Annotated in this window: 15 protein-coding genes and 1 pseudogene; 10 read left to right on the forward strand and 6 right to left on the reverse strand. The window is 70.4% G+C overall.

Features of this window, described 5'->3' with window-relative positions; all coding sequences use genetic code 11:
- Positions 1-20 precede the first annotated feature (20 nt).
- The 3 genes and pseudogenes from MFF40_RS27520 to leuS form a co-directional block, all read right to left on the reverse strand.
- Complete coding sequence (locus MFF40_RS27520; RefSeq protein ID WP_238263029.1) at positions 21-287, reverse strand: helix-turn-helix domain-containing protein; 267 nt, start codon at positions 285-287, stop codon at positions 21-23.
- Positions 284-547: pseudogene (locus MFF40_RS27525) on the reverse strand (type II toxin-antitoxin system RelE/ParE family toxin). Before MFF40_RS27525 ends, MFF40_RS27520 begins: the two are co-directional and overlap by 4 nt.
- A 246-nt stretch (positions 548-793) precedes the next feature.
- Positions 794-3,376: a leucine--tRNA ligase gene (gene leuS / locus MFF40_RS27530; RefSeq protein ID WP_147856100.1), complete on the reverse strand. Its 2,583-nt coding sequence runs from the start codon at positions 3,374-3,376 to the stop codon at positions 794-796.
- A 179-nt stretch (positions 3,377-3,555) separates the two neighbouring features.
- Between leuS and MFF40_RS27535 the strand changes: the two genes are divergently transcribed.
- Positions 3,556-4,308, forward strand: coding sequence for a YggS family pyridoxal phosphate-dependent enzyme (locus MFF40_RS27535; RefSeq protein WP_147856099.1), 753 nt, complete (start codon positions 3,556-3,558; stop codon positions 4,306-4,308).
- A 3-nt stretch (positions 4,309-4,311) separates the two neighbouring features.
- Here MFF40_RS27535 and MFF40_RS27540 read toward each other — a convergent pair whose 3' ends face one another.
- Positions 4,312-4,839 (reverse strand): L,D-transpeptidase family protein, encoded by a 528-nt coding sequence (locus MFF40_RS27540; RefSeq protein ID WP_147898502.1) that lies wholly within the window; start codon positions 4,837-4,839, stop codon positions 4,312-4,314.
- Positions 4,840-5,256: 417 nt separating this feature from the next.
- Here MFF40_RS27540 and MFF40_RS27545 point away from each other — a divergent pair, with 417 nt between their 5' ends.
- From MFF40_RS27545 to MFF40_RS27560, 4 genes are all read left to right on the forward strand, one after another.
- Positions 5,257-5,943, forward strand: coding sequence for a response regulator transcription factor (locus tag MFF40_RS27545; RefSeq protein ID WP_147855949.1), 687 nt, complete (start codon positions 5,257-5,259; stop codon positions 5,941-5,943).
- Positions 5,944-6,071: 128 nt separating this feature from the next.
- Positions 6,072-6,521 carry a cyclic nucleotide-binding domain-containing protein gene (locus MFF40_RS27550; RefSeq protein WP_147855950.1) on the forward strand — a complete coding sequence of 150 codons (450 nt, stop codon included), beginning with the start codon at positions 6,072-6,074 and terminating at the stop codon, positions 6,519-6,521.
- A gap of 99 nt (positions 6,522-6,620) precedes the next feature.
- On the forward strand, positions 6,621-7,466 hold the full coding sequence (dapD, locus tag MFF40_RS27555; RefSeq protein ID WP_147855951.1) for a 2,3,4,5-tetrahydropyridine-2,6-dicarboxylate N-succinyltransferase: 846 nt from the start codon (positions 6,621-6,623) through the stop codon (positions 7,464-7,466).
- A 23-nt stretch (positions 7,467-7,489) separates the two neighbouring features.
- The gene (locus MFF40_RS27560; RefSeq protein ID WP_147855952.1) at positions 7,490-8,350 is read left to right on the forward strand and encodes an alpha/beta fold hydrolase; all 861 of its coding nucleotides are present in this window, start codon (positions 7,490-7,492) and stop codon (positions 8,348-8,350) included.
- A gap of 73 nt (positions 8,351-8,423) precedes the next feature.
- On the opposite strand, the gene MFF40_RS27565 is transcribed toward MFF40_RS27560, so the two are convergent.
- Both MFF40_RS27565 and MFF40_RS27570 read right to left on the reverse strand, forming a co-directional pair.
- The gene (locus tag MFF40_RS27565) at positions 8,424-8,861 is read right to left on the reverse strand and encodes a hypothetical protein (protein WP_147855953.1); all 438 of its coding nucleotides are present in this window, start codon (positions 8,859-8,861) and stop codon (positions 8,424-8,426) included.
- Complete coding sequence (locus MFF40_RS27570; protein ID WP_147855954.1) at positions 8,858-9,421, reverse strand: hypothetical protein; 564 nt, start codon at positions 9,419-9,421, stop codon at positions 8,858-8,860. The genes MFF40_RS27565 and MFF40_RS27570 overlap by 4 nt, the downstream gene beginning before the upstream one ends.
- 209 nt (positions 9,422-9,630) lie before the next feature.
- Here MFF40_RS27570 and MFF40_RS27575 point away from each other — a divergent pair, with 209 nt between their 5' ends.
- From MFF40_RS27575 to holA, 5 genes are all read left to right on the forward strand, one after another.
- Positions 9,631-10,497 (forward strand): acid phosphatase, encoded by an 867-nt coding sequence (locus MFF40_RS27575; protein ID WP_147855955.1) that lies wholly within the window; start codon positions 9,631-9,633, stop codon positions 10,495-10,497.
- 131 nt (positions 10,498-10,628) lie between these two features.
- Positions 10,629-12,860: a TonB-dependent siderophore receptor gene (locus MFF40_RS27580; RefSeq protein ID WP_238263032.1), complete on the forward strand. Its 2,232-nt coding sequence runs from the start codon at positions 10,629-10,631 to the stop codon at positions 12,858-12,860.
- Positions 12,861-12,968: 108 nt separating this feature from the next.
- Positions 12,969-13,922 (forward strand): AEC family transporter, encoded by a 954-nt coding sequence (locus MFF40_RS27585; protein ID WP_147898500.1) that lies wholly within the window; start codon positions 12,969-12,971, stop codon positions 13,920-13,922.
- A gap of 121 nt (positions 13,923-14,043) precedes the next feature.
- Entirely contained in the window at positions 14,044-14,589 is a 546-nt protein-coding gene (gene lptE / locus MFF40_RS27590; protein ID WP_147857199.1) for an LPS assembly lipoprotein LptE, read from the forward strand.
- A gap of 7 nt (positions 14,590-14,596) precedes the next feature.
- Positions 14,597-15,628 (forward strand): DNA polymerase III subunit delta, encoded by a 1,032-nt coding sequence (gene holA / locus MFF40_RS27595; protein ID WP_147857198.1) that lies wholly within the window; start codon positions 14,597-14,599, stop codon positions 15,626-15,628.
- Positions 15,629-16,109: the final 481 nt, after the last annotated feature.

The following is a 16,109-nucleotide window of genomic DNA, read 5'->3' on the forward strand; positions in this document are numbered from 1 at the left end:
CCACTCAACGCTGCAAACGGCTAACCCGTCGCAACGCGGCCGGGCACGGCTCTAGCGATGTTTACGAGCGCATCCAGCGAGAATTTATCGAGTTTCCCGCGCATCAGGTCGTTGAGGCGCGGGCGCGTAAGACCGAGCCGCGCGGCCGCGCTATCTTGCGACAACTCCCATGATTTGACCCGTTCTCGGATTGCAAGCAGCAGGTCGGCGCGTGCCGTCATGTTGGCGGCTTCGACAGGCGTGTCGGCCAGCGCCTCGAAAACGGTGTCAAAGGTTTCCGCGTTCATGCCTCGGCCTTCCAATCCTTGAGGCACTTGGTCGCGACATCGATATCGTGCTGTGAGGTCTGCTGCGTCTTCTTCTGAAACGCATGAAGGACCAACACACGATCCGGAAGCGTCGCCAAATAGATGATTCGGAATGCTCCCGAGCGGTCTCAGATCCTTATCTCCCTGACACCCGGAGCCACGGTGGTGATGGGTTTCCAATCATCCGGTTCAAAGCCCAGCTGGACAGCGCGTAATTCCACGCCGGACCTGTAGCGAATGGCGTCCGGAAAAGACTAAAGTACCTTTCGGCTATCACCCAAGAACGTGACAGGCTTCACGACGAGTCCCCGAACTGTATCGAAATCGATACACCGCTGCAAGGCATCCGGCTTGAATGCTGCAGCCGGCGGGAGCGCGCATGTCGTATCGCGTGCAACACACTCTGGTTTGCCGACGGGTTCAACCACGTCTTGTCTTGCTACGTAATTAGGGGGCGGGCAGAACATACATCCAGCCCGCCCCCTTCACACCACCAAGTTCACGATCCGCCCCGGCACCACGATCACCTTGCGCGGCGGCTTGCCCTCCAGGATCTTCTGGACTGTCTCCAGGGCCAGGGTGGCGGCCTCCACCGCCTTGGCGTCGGCGTCGCGCGGCACGGTCACGTCCGCGCGCTTCTTGCCGTTGATCTGGACCGGCAGGGTGATCTCGTCCTCGACCAGGAGCCCGGCCTCGGCCTCAGGCCAGGGGGCCTGGGCGGCGAGGCCGGGGCGGCCGAGCGTGGTCCAGCATTCCTCGGCGAGGTGCGGCATCATCGGGGCGATGAGCTGCACCAGGATGCCCGCCGCCTCCGTCGCCGCCGCGCGCGAGACCGGCCCGCGCAGCCCGTCCTCGAGGGCGTTGGCCAAGGTGTAGATGTGGGCGACGCAGCGGTTGAACCGCAGGCGCTCGATATCGTCCTGCACGGCGGCGAGCGCCCGGTGGGCGGCCTTGCGCAGGGTGAGGTCGGCGGCGCCATCCCCGCTCGCGGCCAGCGCGGCATGGGTCAGCCGCCAGACCTTCTGGACGAACCGGGCAGCGCCCTGCACGCCCTCCTCGCTCCAGATCACGTCGCGCTCGGGCGGCGAATCGGAGAGGACGAACCAGCGCGCCGTGTCGGCCCCGTAGCTCGCGATGATGTCGTCCGGGTCGACCACGTTCTTCTTGGACTTCGACATCTTCTCGATCGAACCGATCGCGATCGGCGCCTGAGTTTTCACGTGAAACGCGCGGCGCTCGCCCTCCTCGGTGGAGAAGCGGATCTCGGCGGGCGGCACCCAGGCGCCGGTCGCGTCCTTGTAGGTCTCGTGGACGACCATGCCCTGCGTGAACAGGCCGGCGAAGGGCTCGGAGACGCCGGCCCAGCCGGTCTCGCGCATCGCCCGCATGAAGAACCGGGCGTAGAGCAGGTGCAGGATCGCGTGCTCGATGCCGCCGATATACTGGTCCACCGCCAGCCAGCGATCGACCGTGGCGCGGTCGGTGGGGGCGTCGGTGAGCCAGGGCGCGGTGAAGCGCGCGTAGTACCAGGACGAATCGACGAACGTGTCCATCGTGTCGGTCTCGCGCCGGGCCGGTGCGCCGCATTGCGGGCACGGCACCGTCCGCCAGGCCTGGTCGCGCTCCAGCGGGTTGCCGGGCTGGTCGAACGAGACCTCCTCGGGCAACTTCACCGGCAGGTCCGAGACCGGCACCGGCACCGGGCCGCAGGACTCGCAGTGGATGATCGGGATCGGGCAGCCCCAGTAGCGCTGGCGCGAGACGCCCCAGTCGCGAAGGCGGAACTGGACCTTGCGCTTGGCCACGCCCTCCTGCTCGAGCCGGCGCGCCACGGCCTCGAAGGCCTCCCCGGTGGTCATGCCGTCGAGGAAGCGCGAATGGATCATCCGCCCGTCCTCGACATAGGCGGTGGTGGTGATCAGGAACGCCTCCGGGTCCTGCCCCTCGGGGCAGACCACCGGGACGTTGCCGAGCCCGTACTTGTTGGAAAAGTCGAGGTCGCGCTGGTCGTGCGCCGGGCAGCCAAACACCGCGCCGGTGCCGTAGTCCATCAGCACGAAGTTCGCGACGTAGACCGGCAGCGTCCAGGCCGGGTCGAGGGGGTGGCGGACGGTCAGGCCGGTGTCGAAGCCGAGTTTTTCAGCGGTGTCGATCGCCGCCTGGGCGGTGCCGGTGCGCCGGCATTCCTCGATGAAGGCCTGGAGATCCGGGTTGTTCGCGGCAACCGCTGCCGCCAGCGGATGGTCGGCCGCGATCGCCAGGAACCGGGCTCCGAACAGGGTGTCGGGCCGGGTGGTGTAGACCGTCACGGACTCGGCCGCACCGGCCGGAGGCCGGGCCAGGGCGAACCGGACTTCCAGCCCCTCGGAGCGGCCGATCCAGTTCTTCTGCATCAGCCGGACTTTCTCCGGCCAGCGGTCCAGCCCGTCGAGGGCTGTGAGCAGATCCTCGGCGAAGTCGGTGATCTTGAAGAACCACTGGGTCAGCTCGCGCTGCTCGACCAGGGCGCCGGAGCGCCAGCCGCGCCCGTCGATCACCTGCTCGTTGGCGAGCACGGTGTGATCGACCGGGTCCCAGTTCACCTTGGCGGTGCGCCGGGTCACCAGGCCCTTGTCCAGGAAGTCGAGGAACATCCGCTGCTGGTGCTTGTAGTAATCGGGGTCGCAGGTCGCGATCTCCCGGCTCCAGTCGAGCGACAGGCCCATGGCCTTCAGCTGGTCGCGCATCGACGCGATGTTGGCGTAGGTCCAGTCCCGCGGGTTGACCTTGCGCTCCATGGCGGCGTTCTCGGCCGGCAGGCCGAACGCGTCCCAGCCCATCGGGTGGAGCACGTTGAAGCCCCGGGCGCGCTTGTACCGGGCGACCACGTCGCCCATCGCGTAGTTGCGCACGTGGCCCATGTGGATCCGCCCCGACGGGTACGGGAACATCTCCAGCACGTAGTATTTCGGGCGCCCGTCGGCATTGTCGGTCTCGAACAGGCGTTGCTCGGCCCAGGCGGCCTGCCAGCGCGGCTCGGCATCCTTGGCGTTGTAGCGCTCGACGGGCTGGGGGGCGGTGCTGGTCATGGGTCCGGCGGGGTCAGAGGCTCGGCGGCTGATCGGGGAGAGCCGCGGCACGGTTGCGGCCCAGTAGCATATCTGCGCCGGAGCCGGTCAACGGATGCATGGGTCCGGGCTTGCGCGAGGCGCGCAACGGCATAGGTCGGCGGGGCAAGGGACCGATGTCCCATCAGGACAGGCACGCGATGGACGACGCGATCACCGGGCAGACCGCTCCCGCCACAGACGGGATGGGGCAGCCCACCGCCAAGCTCCCGGTCGGCGAAGCCGATGTCGCCGCCGGCCTGGCCGAGGTGCGGGCCGCCATCGCGCAGGCGGCCGAGGATTCGGAGCGCGACCCCGCGGAGGTCCGGCTGGTGGCCGTCTCCAAGACCGTGCCGGCGGAGGGCATCGTCCCGGCGCTCGAGGCGGGGCACCGGGTGTTCGGGGAGAACTACGTCCAGGAATCCGTCGCGAAGTGGCCGGACCTGCGCGCCCGCTACCCGGATGTCGAGCTGCACCTCGTCGGCCCGTTGCAATCCAACAAGGCCCGCGAGGCGGTGGCCCTGTTCGACGTGATCCACGCCCTCGACCGGCTGTCGCTCGCGGCGGCGCTCGCCAAGGAAATCAACCGCGCGGGTCGGACCCCGACGCTGCTGATCCAGGTCAACACCGGCGCGGAACCGCAGAAGGCCGGGGTCCTCCCGGATCAGCTCGCCACGCTGCTGGCCGAGTGCCGCGACACCCACGGGCTCGCGATCCAGGGCCTGATGTGCATCCCGCCCGCGGAGGACCCGCCCTCGGCCCATTTCGCCCTGCTCGCCCGCCTGGCGCGGGATCACAACCTGCCGATCCTCTCGATGGGCATGAGCGCGGATTTTCCGGCGGCGATCCAGCAAGGCGCCACCCATGTCCGCGTCGGGACCGCCATCTTCGGGGCCAGGACCCGGAAGGCGTGAGCCTCACCCGATCCGCAGACGCGTGCGCGGGCCGAGGCGCCCGAGCAGGCGCAGCAGGTCCGCCCGGGCCAGGGCGACGCAGCCCTCGGTGGGGCGGTAGCCGTCCCGGGCGATGTGCAGGAAGATCGCGGAGCCCCGCCCCTTCCGGATCGGCGCGCGGTTGTAGTCGAGGTCGATCACCACGTCGTAGAGCCCGTCGTCGCGCCACATCGCTTCGGCGCTGACGCCCGGGGCCGGCAGGCGGATCGGCCGGTTGTAGCGGCGGTCCCGGCGGTCGTCGCACCAGCCGTCCCCCGGCCGGGTCGCCCGCAGGGGCAGCGCCGTGCGCGGGCGCGGGCCGAGATGGTCCGGCCGGTACGCGCCGCCCCGCAGGCGGAAGCGTCCGCGCGGCGAGCCGCCGTCGCCCTCGCGCTTGTCGGACACGATGCCGCCCGCCCCGAGGGCGCAGGGGATCACCGCCGGGCCGACCAGGAGCTGGCCCCGGCAGCGGTCGCCGACCAGTGCGCGAACCCGGATCTCACTCACGGTCATGCGGACCGATCCGGGCCGCTCGCGCCGATGTCCCCGCACAACACCCCTCCCCTGCCGGCCGCACGCGCCCCGGTCCGGCCGCGGCGGCGTGGCGCCCGGGGCGGACCGGCGGGGGTTATGCCCGGTATCCAATACCGAAACCGTGAAAAATTGCGCACAAGGCAATGTCCGGCCACAAACGAAGCCCTATCCTTGCGGCGGAACCCAGGCCGTCGAAGCCGGGATTCGGGAGCGAATCAGCCCACCGCCCTGCGACGGGGGGACCGAACGCCCCTGGATTCCAGCGCGCCGGCCCCGCTTTCCTGGAGCCGGCCGTGTTGTCACGCGACGGGCGGCGTGCTCCAGATCCTTGTCATCGCGCGCTGTCCCCGGACGCCGGGTCTCCCGGTCCCGCAGCGTGCTCCAGGGCCCCGGACGATGTCGAATGTCTATCGCCTGCTGATCTGTGACGACGACGCGATCCTGCGCGACACGCTCACCGAGCAGCTCGACCTCTGCGAAGAATTCACCGTGGTCACCGAGGCGAACGCCGCGGACGCGGTCCGGCGGGTCGCGGCCGAGCGCATCGACCTCGCCGTGATGGATGTCGGCCTGCCCGACCTCGACGGACGCGAGGCCGTGCGCCGGATGCGGGCCGGCGGCTTCCGCGGCCCGGTGATCATGCTGACGGCGCAGGACTCGGAGGCGGACCACGTCGAGGGCCTTGAGGCGGGCGCCAACGACTACGTCACCAAGCCGTTCAAGTTCGGCATCCTGCTCGCCCGGATCCGCGCGCATCTGCGCAGCCACGAGGCGTCCGAGGACGCGGTGTTCCAGATCGGCCCGTACACGTTCCGGCCCGGCGCCAAGCTGCTGGTCGGCGAGCGCGGCTCGAAGCTCAAGCTGACCGAGAAGGAGACCGCGATCCTGCGCTTCCTGTACCGGGCCGGTCGGGCGGTCGTGAACCGCGACACGCTGCTGGCCGAGGTCTGGGGCTACAACGCCCACGTCACCACGCACACGCTGGAGACGCATATCTACCGGCTGCGCCAGAAGATCGAGCCGAACCCCGCCACCGCGGCGATCCTCGTCACCGAAGGCGGCGGCTACAAGCTGCTGCCCTGATCGGCTCGTTGCGCGTCACGGCCAGAACCGAGAGCCAAGCGCGATTGCAACGCGATCGGGAAGGGCTTTAGGGATTTGCGTGTAGGCGGGGCGCAGGCTCGTTTGCACGCAGGCGGTGAGGCGGTTCCTTGGGGCTCGACGACGACATCGCGATCCTCGCCGACGCGCCGCTGTTCGGCTTCCTCGACCGGGACGCGCTGCGCCTGCTGACCTTCGCGGCCGAGCGGCGCGAATTGGCGGACGGCGACCTGCTGTTCGCCCGCGGCGACCCGGCCGACGGCGGCTTCGTGGTGATGTCCGGTACGATCCGGCTCAGCCCCCGGGTGGCGGACGCCGAGCCGGTGCGCGCCGGGCGCTCGGCGCTGATCGGGCAGCTCGCCCTGTTCGTGCGCGGCACCCGACCGACCGAGGCCCGGGCCGAAGGCGCCGCCGAGGTCATGCGCATCACCCCCACGCTGATGCGGCGCGTGCTGGAGGAATTCCCCGCAGCCGCGCAATCCGTCTACGACACCCTGGCGATCGACCTCGTGGACCTCGTGACCGATCTCGACCGGGTGCGGGTGCTGCTGGAGGATTGATCCGGGCGGATTGCGCCGGCTCCCCGGGTGACAGCCCCGGTGCCCGCGAGTAAGCACGGGCTCCCGCAAACCTACTCCCGCCAAGAGCATCGAACCGCCATGTCCACCTCCGACCTCGCCAAGACCATCGAGACGGCCTGGGAAGAGCGGGCCGGCATCTCGACCTCGACCCAGGGCGCCGTCCGCGAGGCCGTCGAGGAGGCGTTGAACCTGCTCGATTCCGGCAAGGCCCGGGTCGCCGAGAAGAGCGGCAACCACGATTGGGTCGTCAACCAGTGGCTGAAGAAGGCGGTGCTGCTGTCCTTTCGGCTCAACGACATGGCGGCGATCGACGGCGGCCCCGGCGGCGCGCCGTGGTGGGACAAGGTCTCGTCCAAGTTCGCGGGCTGGGGCGAGGCGGAGTTCCGCGCCGCGGGCTTGCGTGCCGTGCCGGGCTGCTTCGTGCGCCGCGGCTCCTACATTGCGCCGGGCGCCGTGCTGATGCCGAGCTTCGTCAACCTAGGCGCCTATGTCGGCGAAGGCACCATGGTCGACACCTGGGTGACGATCGGCTCCTGCGCGCAGGTGGGGAAGAACTGCCACATCTCCGGCGGCGCCGGCATCGCCGGCGTGCTCGAGCCGCTCCAGGCCAACCCGGTGATCATCGAGGACGATTGCTTCATCGGCGCCCGCGCCGAGGTGGCCGAGGGCGTCATCGTCGGCCAGGGCAGCGTGCTGTCCATGGGCGTCTATATCGGCGCCTCGACCAAGATCGTCGATCGCAGCACCGGCGAGGTGATGTACGGCCGCGTGCCGCCCTACTCCGTGGTGGTCTCGGGCACGATGCCCGGCAAGGCGCTGCCGGACGGCACCCCCGGCCCCGGCCTGTATTGCGCCGTGATCGTCAAGCGGGTCGATGCCGGCACCCGCTCCAAGACCGCCATCAACGAGCTGCTGCGCACCTGATTCTTTTGTGACTTGGGGGCGGCTTGGTGACGACGACGCGGAACCTGGAGCTGATCGTAGCGGGCCGGCCGGTGCCGACCCCGTGCGACGTGATCGGCACGGGGCGCGACGCGCTGCTGCTGCCGGCACTGTCGACGATCTCGGACCGGGCCGAGATGCGCGATCTCGCCCGCGCCCTCGGCTCGGAGTACCGCTGCCTGGTGCCCGACTGGCCGGGCTTCGGCGCTCGGCCGCGGAGCCGCCTGCCCCTCGGTCCGGACACCCTGCACGCGTTCCTGGACGCGCTGCTCAGCGCCGCCCCCGGCCCCTACGCGATCGGGATCGCCGCCGGGCACGCCGCCGGCTATCTGGTCGCGGCGGCGCGCAGGCACCCCCAGGCCTTCGAGCGTCTGGTGCTGGTGGCGCCGACTTGGCGTGGGCCGCTGCCCACCGCGATGCCGAGCCGGGCGCACTGGTTCCCGCGGATCCGCCGGGCCGTCGAGGCGCCGGTTTTGGGCGAGGCGCTCTACCGGCTCAACATCAGCCCGCCGATCATCGGCCGGATGATGCGCGCCCACGTCTACGCGGACGCGGCCCACGTCACGCCGGCGCTGATCCGCGCCAAGCATGCCGTCACCCGGCAGCGCAACGGTCGCTTCGGCACCGCCGCCTTCGTCACCGGCGGCCTCGACCCGGTGGCCGACCGCGCCGCCTTCCTCGACCTGTTCGGGGACGGCCTGCCCCCGACCCTGGTGCTGCGGCCGGACAACGCCCCGCGCCGCTCCGGGGCCGAGATGGACGCGCTGATCGCCCACGGCCGGGTCGCCGGCACGGCGATCCCCGGAGCGCTCAGCCCGCACGAGGAGTTTCCCACGGCGGTCGCGGCGGCGTTCCGAGAAAATTAGCCGGCCAAATCATGGTTTCGAAGGGTCCCAGACCTTTCGCGGGTCCAGGGCGGAGCCCTGGTGCGTCAGGGGCTCAGCCCTTCGGAAACCCATGTTCGGCCGGCATCGTGATGACGCCGCGATGGTAGGGGAAGCGGGCGCGCTGGAGCGGATCGGGCCCGGTGAAGATCAGCCGCGTCCGGAACGACACCGGGCTGACGCAGATCAGGTAGCCCCGCAGGGCCTTGTCGCCCGGGACGAACAGGGCCGTCGTCAGGTACCGCTCCTCGGCCCGGACCCAACCGGGGATGGGCAGGCCCCAGCGCCGGGCGAGATGCTCCCCGGCCCCGCCCAGGAACGCATCCGCCTCCGGCCGCCCCAGCAGTCCGGGCTCGTCGGCCACGAATGCGGACTGCCGGGCGACGTCGCCGTCGGCCGCGTAGAAGGCGTCGAGGAAGTCGCGCAGGTGATGCTCCCAGTCGCCGTCACCGCGCGCGCGCTCGACCACCGCGGCCAGGGAACGCGGCCTCATGACGTCCCCGCGAAGACGGCCGAGAAACGACTGCGGGCCTCCGATGATGGGTCCTCGCCGTAGATCGCGCGGTACAGCTGTACCAGGGCATCCACATCACGCAGGTCCAAGTAAGCGGCCAGGGCACGGGCGTCATTCAGGTCACGATCGCCGCGATCCAGGCTCTGCAGGGCATGGAGTTTCATCGCCAAGAGGTAGGCGGGCTTGGCCACGACCGTTCGAAGTCCCGGCGTCCCATCAGCGGGGAAGGTGCCGGACAGGGCGAAGAGCGTCTCATCCTCGTCGAGCGGCGTGAACATCCCGACGGCATCGTTGAGCCAATCCGGCTCCAGCCCCATCCGCGCGGCGACCCGGGCCACCGAAGGTGCCAGGGCCGCCTCGTCGTAGCCGGGCCGCACGACCGCATCGACATCCTCGGTGCCACGCCGCCAGGCGAATTGCAGCATCAGCGCGCCGCCACCGTAGACGGCGATCTCGACGAACCGGCCGTACTCGGCGAGGTCGGCACCGAGTGCCTCGAAAGCCTCGAGGAGGCGGGCGCGGTCGAGCGGCTGAGCCATGGGGTCTGAAGGCCGGAGCGGGGGGTGCAGGGTTCGCGCGGACGCGGGCCCGGGTCAACCGCCCCGCCCGCTCGCCGAACCGCCGGGTTCGCCCCTGGACAGAATGAGAGCCCTGTGTGCGGACTGAACCGTCCCGCCAAGTCGTTCGTTTGTCTGCGGGACCGCCCCGCCTCCGCTCTCGCCCCTTCGCCGACACCGCCACGGATCCGATGCGCCGCACCCTGACCTTGCCGATCCTCGCTCTGCTGGCGGCCGCGACCTCGGTGCGCGCCGAGGATATGCCCCAGCCAGCCCCGGCGAACCCGCCGGCGGCGCCGTCGCTCGGGGCCGACACGCTCAAGCCCGGCAAGCCGGCGGTGAAGCCCTATCTCGCCGAGACCGCGGTTCCCGATGCCGTCCAGATCCTGCCTGCGCCGCCGGCCCATGACGCGCCGCTCGACAAGGCCGACCGGGCGGCCTTCAACAGCACCCGCGCCCTGAAGGGCAGCGCCCGCTGGGAAATCGCCGCGAACGACGTGTCGGAGGGGGCCTCCGCGGTCCTCGACAACTTCGCCTGCGTGCTCGGCACTCGCATCGACCAGACCCGGGTGCCGGCGGTGATGAATCTCCTCGAGCGCACGCGGCTCGACCTCGCCCGGGCGACCCGCGGCCCGAAGGTCCATTACCGGCGGCTGCGGCCGTTCGTGGGCAACGAGGCGCCGATCTGCGTCCAGCGGACCCAGGCGCTCACCGACAGCTTCAGCTACCCATCCGGCCACGCCACGCAGGGCTGGGCCTACGCGCTGATCCTGGCCTCCCTGGTGCCCGAGAAGGCGACCGCGATCCTGGCGCGCGGCCGGGCCTACGGCGAGAGCCGGGTCGTGTGCGGGGTGCACTGGCTGAGCGACGTGGCGGCCGGGCGGATCACCGGCTCCTCGGTCCTCGCCACGCTGATGGGCGATCCGGGCTTCCGGGCCGACCTGGACAAGGCGCGGGCCGAGCTCCGGGGCGCCCTGTCCGGCGGCGGCGCGGCCCCCGACCAAGCCACCTGCACCCGCGAGGCCGACGCCCTGCGGGAGCCGCCGCTGGAGTTCTGAGACTCGAACGATTCCAGATTTGAACACCTCTAAGTGTGTGATTTGCAACACGTTTTCGGGTTGATCGATTGCCCGTGGCTGGATGATCTTGGGGTTGAAGCGCCGACGCGTGGCGCATCCCAGGATCTATCATGCCGCTGCGTTCCGCCCGCCTCGGGCTTCTGCTCACCGCCACCGCCCTGACGCAGGGCGTCCTCGTCCCGCACGCCGCCGCGCAGGGCGCAGACGTGCAGCTCAACGAGATTTCCGTGGAGGCCACCCGCCCCGCCGCGGCGTTTCCGGCCGGGGCCGGCTTCGGCGGCGCCAACGTGAGCGGCGGCGACGGCGACAGCGCGGCCACCAGCGGCGGGGGCGGCGGCCCCTCCGGCGTCACCGGCTACGTCGCCCGCGTGAGCCCGACCGCGACCAAGACCAACACGCCGCTGATCGAGACCCCGCAATCGGTCTCGGTGGTCACCCGCGAGCAGCTCAACGACCGCAACGTGCAGGACCTGGCCCAGGCGATCGCCTACACGCCGGGGGTGTCGAGCAGCGTGTTCGGCTTCGATCCGCGCTACGACGCCTTCTACATCCGCGGCTTCAGTGCGACCTACAACGGCATCTTCCGCGACGGCCTGCGCCTGAACGCCGTCGGCCTGACCATCCCGCGCAGCGAGCCCTACGGGCTGGAGGCGGTCACCATCCTGCGGGGGCCGGCCTCGGGCCTCTACGGCCTCGGCTCGCCCGGCGGTATCGTCGATTCCATCTCGAAGCGCCCGGTCTTCGTGCCCTTCGGCGAGGTGCAGTTCCAGGCCGGAAACTACGACCGCTTCCAGGGCAACTTCGACATCGGCGGCCCGGTGGAGGGCACCGACGGGACGCTGGCCTATCGCGTGACCGGGGTGAAGCGCCAGTCCAACACCTACCTGCCGGGCGGGGACGACGACCGCACTTTCATCGCCCCGTCCTTCACGTGGCGGCCGGATTCCGACACCAGCTTCACGTTCCTCAGCGAGTACTTCGAATCCCGCCTGCCCGGCACCTCGTTCTTCTTCAACGACCCCGGCTTCCGGGTGACGAACTTCTACTCCGGCGACCCGGCGTTCAACCAGTACAAGCAGCAGCAGTACCGCATCGGCTACGCCTTCGAGCACACGTTCTCGCCGGACCTGATCGTCCGCCAGAATGTCCGCTTTTACGACGTCCGGGCCGACTACGACTACACGTCGATCACGGGCCTGAACCCTGCCCGGACCCTGGGTTCACGCACCGCGGGCGCCTATCTCGACACGCTGAGCCAGATCTCCGTGGACACCCAGCTCGAAGGCCACGTCACCACCGGGCCGATCCAGCACACCCTGATCGGAGGCGTCGACTACGCCCATTACGACTACACGCGCGCCTTCGGCTTCGGGGCCGCGCCGGCTCTCAACCTGTTGACGCTGAACTACGGCCAGCAGGTCATCGCCCGGCCGCGCATCACGAACTTCCAGAGCCAGGCGCAGGACCAGATCGGCGTCTACCTGCAGGAGCAGGCCAAGCTCGGACGCTTCATCCTGACGCTCACCGGGCGGCACGACTGGGTGTTCCAGAACACCGCCGACCAGACCGCCGGCACGGTCGCCAACCAGGCCGACCGTGCCTTCTCGGGCCGGGTCGGCCTGAACTACCTGCTCACCGATACCCTGGTGCCGTACGCCAGCTACGCGACGACGTTCACACCCCAGGTCGGCATCGACGTGAACGGAAACCCGTTCCGGGCCGCGACCGGCGACCAGATCGAGGCCGGCGTGAAGGCGGCGATCCCCAACACCAACATCACCGGCTCGTTTGCCGGCTTCGATATCGTCCAGTCCTCGCTCCTGCGCCAGGATCCCAACAACATCGCCAACGTCGTCGCCAGCGGCTCGGTCGAGTCAAAGGGATTCGAGGCCGAGATGACCGCCAATTTCGCGCCGGGGACCAACCTGACGCTGGCCTATACCCATCTCGATTTCCGGTTCCTGCGACAGACCTCGCTGGTCACCGGCCAGCCGATCGACGGCAACACCCTCTCGGGTATCCCGGGCGACAGCTTCAGCGTCTTCGGGACCTACCTGTTCCCGCCGGGCTCGATGCTCTCCGGCCTGCAGTTCGGCGGCGGTATCCGCTACGCCGGCACGAGCTTCGCCGACGACGAGAACACCGTCCGCAACCCGACCGTGACCCTGTTCGACGCCCTGGTCGCCTACGACTTCGCGGCGCTCGATCCGAAGTACAAAGGTTTTCGCGCGCAGATCAACGCGTTCAACATCTTCGACCGCAGCTACACGAACTGCCAGGCGGGCTTCTGCTATCGCGGAGCCCCCGCGACGGTGATCGGCAGCCTGATCTATCGCTGGTAGCGGCTCCCGCGGGGGCAGGGGAGCATGGCAGGTCCCCGTCCCCGGCACTGGAGGTCGATGCGGCTCCTGTCCTAAGGCCGGAGCCTCGTCCTCCCACCCGGGCCGCCCATGCTCTCGACCCTGCTGGTCGTGCTGCCGATCTTCGCGCTGATCTTCGCCGGCTGGCTGGCCCGGCGGATCGGCGTGCTCGGCACTGCCGCGACCACCGAACTCAACCGGTTCGTGGTGTTCCTGGCCCTGCCGGCCCTGCTGTTCGACGTGACCGCGCACGCGCATTGGAGCGCGATATGGAAGCCCGGCTTCATCGGCGCCTTCGGGTTGAGCAGCCTGGCTGTGTTCGGCGTGACGGTGCTGATCCGGCGGGGGGAGGGGCGTCCGCTCTCGGACGCCGCCGTGGACGGGCTCAACGCCGGCTATCCCAACACCGGCTTCATGGGCTTCCCCCTGGGGCTCGTCGCCTTCGGCCCGGAGGCGCTGGCGCCCACCACCGTGGCGGCGATCCTCACGGTCTGCGGGGTGTTTGCGGTGGCGATCGTGCTGATCGAGACCGGCCTGCGGCGGGAGACGGGCGACGGCGGCGCGGGGGGAGCCGGCGTCCCGGTCTGGCGCACGGTCGGGCGGTCGCTGGTCCGCAACCCGCTCCTTGTGGCGCCGGCGCTGGGCGCCCTGGTGCCGACCGCCGGCCTCACCCTGCCGGCGTCGGCCGAGACCTTCCTGAAGCTCCTCGGCGGCGCGGCCTCGCCCTGCGCCCTGGTGGCGCTCGGCCTGTTCCTGGCCCAGAAGCGCCGGCCCGGCGGCGCGCAGACCCGGGCGGCCGCCCTGCTGGTCGGCCTCAAGCTCGCCGGGCAGCCGCTGTTGGCCTACGGGCTCGGCCGCTTCCTGTTCGACCTGCCGCCGCTGCTGCTGCACGTCGCGGTGCTGATGGCGGCCCTCCCCACCGGCACCGGCCCGTTCATGCTGGCGGAATTCTACCGCCGGGAGGCCGACCTGACCGCCCGGGTGGTGCTGGTCTCGACGATCCTGTCGATCGTCACGGTGTCGGGCTATCTGGCAACGGTCTGAAACCCTTCGACCACGCTCCCGCCGCAGAGGAATCGTAACGGTTGCCGCGTAGCCTCATGGCGCGGCCCTCCCGGTCCGGGCTAAGAGGGGCGGCGACGAAGCGGGGCGGAACGGCGACGTGATGGTGCGTTCGGAAGTATCGGTTGCGGGCCGGATCGGCCGCCTCGCCTGCGTCGCCGGCCTGGCGCTGAGCCTGTCGGCCTGCTTCCGTCCCCTGTACGGGCCGACCGCCTCCGGCGAGACCGTGCAGGCGCTGCTGGCCGCCGTGCAGGTCGACGACGTGGCGATGGCGCAAGGCCAGGAGCGGCTCGGGCATTACCTGCGCAGCGAACTGGTGTTCGAGCTCGACGGGTCGGGCCAGCCGTCGAGCAAGCGCTATCGGCTGAAGCTCTCGGGCTCCGAGATCGTGCAGACCCCGATCGTCTCCTCCACCACCGGCCGCGCCGAGGCCGGCACGCTGGTCGCCAACATCAAGTACAGCCTGGAGGACATGGCCGGCGCCAAGGTCTACACCGAGGGCGTGGCGACCTCGACCGCGACCTACGACCGCTCGGTCCAGCGCTTCGCCAGCCAGCGGGCGGCGCGCGACGCCGAGATCCGCCTGGCCAGCGTGCTGGCGGACCAGATCAAGACCCGCCTCGCGGCCGTGCTGTCGACCAAGCCGTGAGCCGGCTTTGACGGCCGTCAAGGCGGGCGAGATCGAGGGGCTGATCCGGCGCGGGCCCGACCCGCGTATCCCGGTGATCCTGGTCTACGGGCCCGATACCGGCCTGGTCACCGAGCGCGCCCGCAAGCTCGCCGAGGATTTCGTCACCGACCCCGGCGATCCCTTCGCGCTGGTGCGGATCGACGGCGACACCCTCGCCTCCGACCCGGGCCGGCTGTGCGACGAGGCCGGCACGATGGGCCTGTTCGGGGGCCGCCGGTCGATCTGGGTCCGGCCCGGCAGCCGCAACTACGCGCCCGCGGTCGAGGCAGTTCTGGCCGCCGAGATCGCCGACGCGCGCGTCGTCGTGGAGGGCGGCGACCTCGCCAAGAACAACCCGATGCGCGTCCTGTGCGAGCGCTCGGCCCGGGCGCTGGCGATCCCCTGCTACGCTGACGACGAGCGCACGCTCGCCGACCTGATCGACCGCACCCTCCAGGAGCGCGGCCTGCGGATCGACCGGGCCGCCCGGGAAGTCCTGGTCCGCAGCCTCGGCGGCGACCGGCGGGCGAGCCTGATGGAGATCGAGAAGCTGGCGCTCTACGCGGCTGGGGAGGGCACCGTGACCCTCGACCATGTCGAGGCGGTCACCAGCGACGTCGCCGCCAGCGTGCTCAACACCCTGATCGATGCCGCCTTCGACGGGCGACGCGAGGCGGTGGAGCGCGATTACCGGCGCTTCCGGCACGAGGGGCTGGATCCCGGCGTGGTGCTGGGCTCGGCTCTCCGGCACGCCCTGACCCTGCTGGCGACCCGCCTCGACAATCCGGACAAGACCCCGGCCCTGATGGCTGCGGCCTGGCGGGGCCTGCATTTCAAGCGCAAGGCCAGCATCGAGGGCCAGCTCGCCACCTGGCCGGCCGGCACCCTCCGGCAGGCCGCCAAGGCCCTGCAGGAGGCCGTCCTGGCCTGCCGGCGGGCCGAGCCGGAACTGGCCCACGCTCTGGCCTCCGCGGCCCTGCTGCGGGTGGCGGAGGCGGGGGCGCGGCGGCGGCGTTAGAGCATCGTGTCAGCCTCGCTTCCGAGGAAGCGAAACGGCCTGCATCGATCCCACCCACACCCTCATCCTGAGAGGCTGTGAGTCTTTCGATCGATCGCCCTTCGATTTCCCATGCACCCGACGCCTTAGCAGCGCCAGATTGGCCTATGCCCCCAGCACGAGCCGCGGGCCCCCTCTCCCGTGCGGGAGAGGGGGCGTGTCGCGCTCCGTCATCGACCTGGGCCCAAACCTTCGGGGGAACGTCCCACCTGGGATCGCAGGCCCGGATGAACCTCCCGAGGAATGCAGCAGCGTCATCGTCTGTCGCGAGCGATAAATCGAAAGACTCACAGCCTCTGAGGTGCTGCGGAGCAGCCTCGAAGGAGCCCTCCAGCCAGCCATGCGATCCCTGGAAGCCTCCTTCGAGGCCTCCGCTGCGCTCCGGCGCCTTGTATTAGCGAATCATGTCAGATTGCCCCTGTCCCGCGAGGGATGCCGGCTC

Origin of the sequence: Methylobacterium mesophilicum (genome assembly GCF_022179445.1) — a bacterium.
In the GTDB taxonomy this organism is placed as follows: Bacteria; Pseudomonadota; Alphaproteobacteria; order Rhizobiales; family Beijerinckiaceae; genus Methylobacterium; species Methylobacterium mesophilicum.

What these genes read in the sequence shown, in the direction of transcription:
- MFF40_RS27520 (WP_238263029.1), bottom strand. Translation starts at nt 287, where the DNA reads ATGAACGCGGAAACCTTTGACACCGTTTTCGAGGCGCTGGCCGACACG.
- leuS (WP_147856100.1), bottom strand. Translation starts at nt 3,376, where the DNA reads ATGACCAGCACCGCCCCCCAGCCCGTCGAGCGCTACAACGCCAAGGAT.
- MFF40_RS27535 (WP_147856099.1), top strand. Translation starts at nt 3,556, where the DNA reads ATGGACGACGCGATCACCGGGCAGACCGCTCCCGCCACAGACGGGATG.
- MFF40_RS27540 (WP_147898502.1), bottom strand. Translation starts at nt 4,839, where the DNA reads ATGACCGTGAGTGAGATCCGGGTTCGCGCACTGGTCGGCGACCGCTGC.
- MFF40_RS27545 (WP_147855949.1), top strand. Translation starts at nt 5,257, where the DNA reads ATGTCGAATGTCTATCGCCTGCTGATCTGTGACGACGACGCGATCCTG.
- dapD (WP_147855951.1), top strand. Translation starts at nt 6,621, where the DNA reads ATGTCCACCTCCGACCTCGCCAAGACCATCGAGACGGCCTGGGAAGAG.
- MFF40_RS27565 (WP_147855953.1), bottom strand. Translation starts at nt 8,861, where the DNA reads ATGAGGCCGCGTTCCCTGGCCGCGGTGGTCGAGCGCGCGCGCGGTGAC.
- MFF40_RS27570 (WP_147855954.1), bottom strand. Translation starts at nt 9,421, where the DNA reads ATGGCTCAGCCGCTCGACCGCGCCCGCCTCCTCGAGGCTTTCGAGGCA.
- MFF40_RS27575 (WP_147855955.1), top strand. Translation starts at nt 9,631, where the DNA reads ATGCGCCGCACCCTGACCTTGCCGATCCTCGCTCTGCTGGCGGCCGCG.
- MFF40_RS27580 (WP_238263032.1), top strand. Translation starts at nt 10,629, where the DNA reads ATGCCGCTGCGTTCCGCCCGCCTCGGGCTTCTGCTCACCGCCACCGCC.
- MFF40_RS27585 (WP_147898500.1), top strand. Translation starts at nt 12,969, where the DNA reads ATGCTCTCGACCCTGCTGGTCGTGCTGCCGATCTTCGCGCTGATCTTC.
- lptE (WP_147857199.1), top strand. Translation starts at nt 14,044, where the DNA reads ATGGTGCGTTCGGAAGTATCGGTTGCGGGCCGGATCGGCCGCCTCGCC.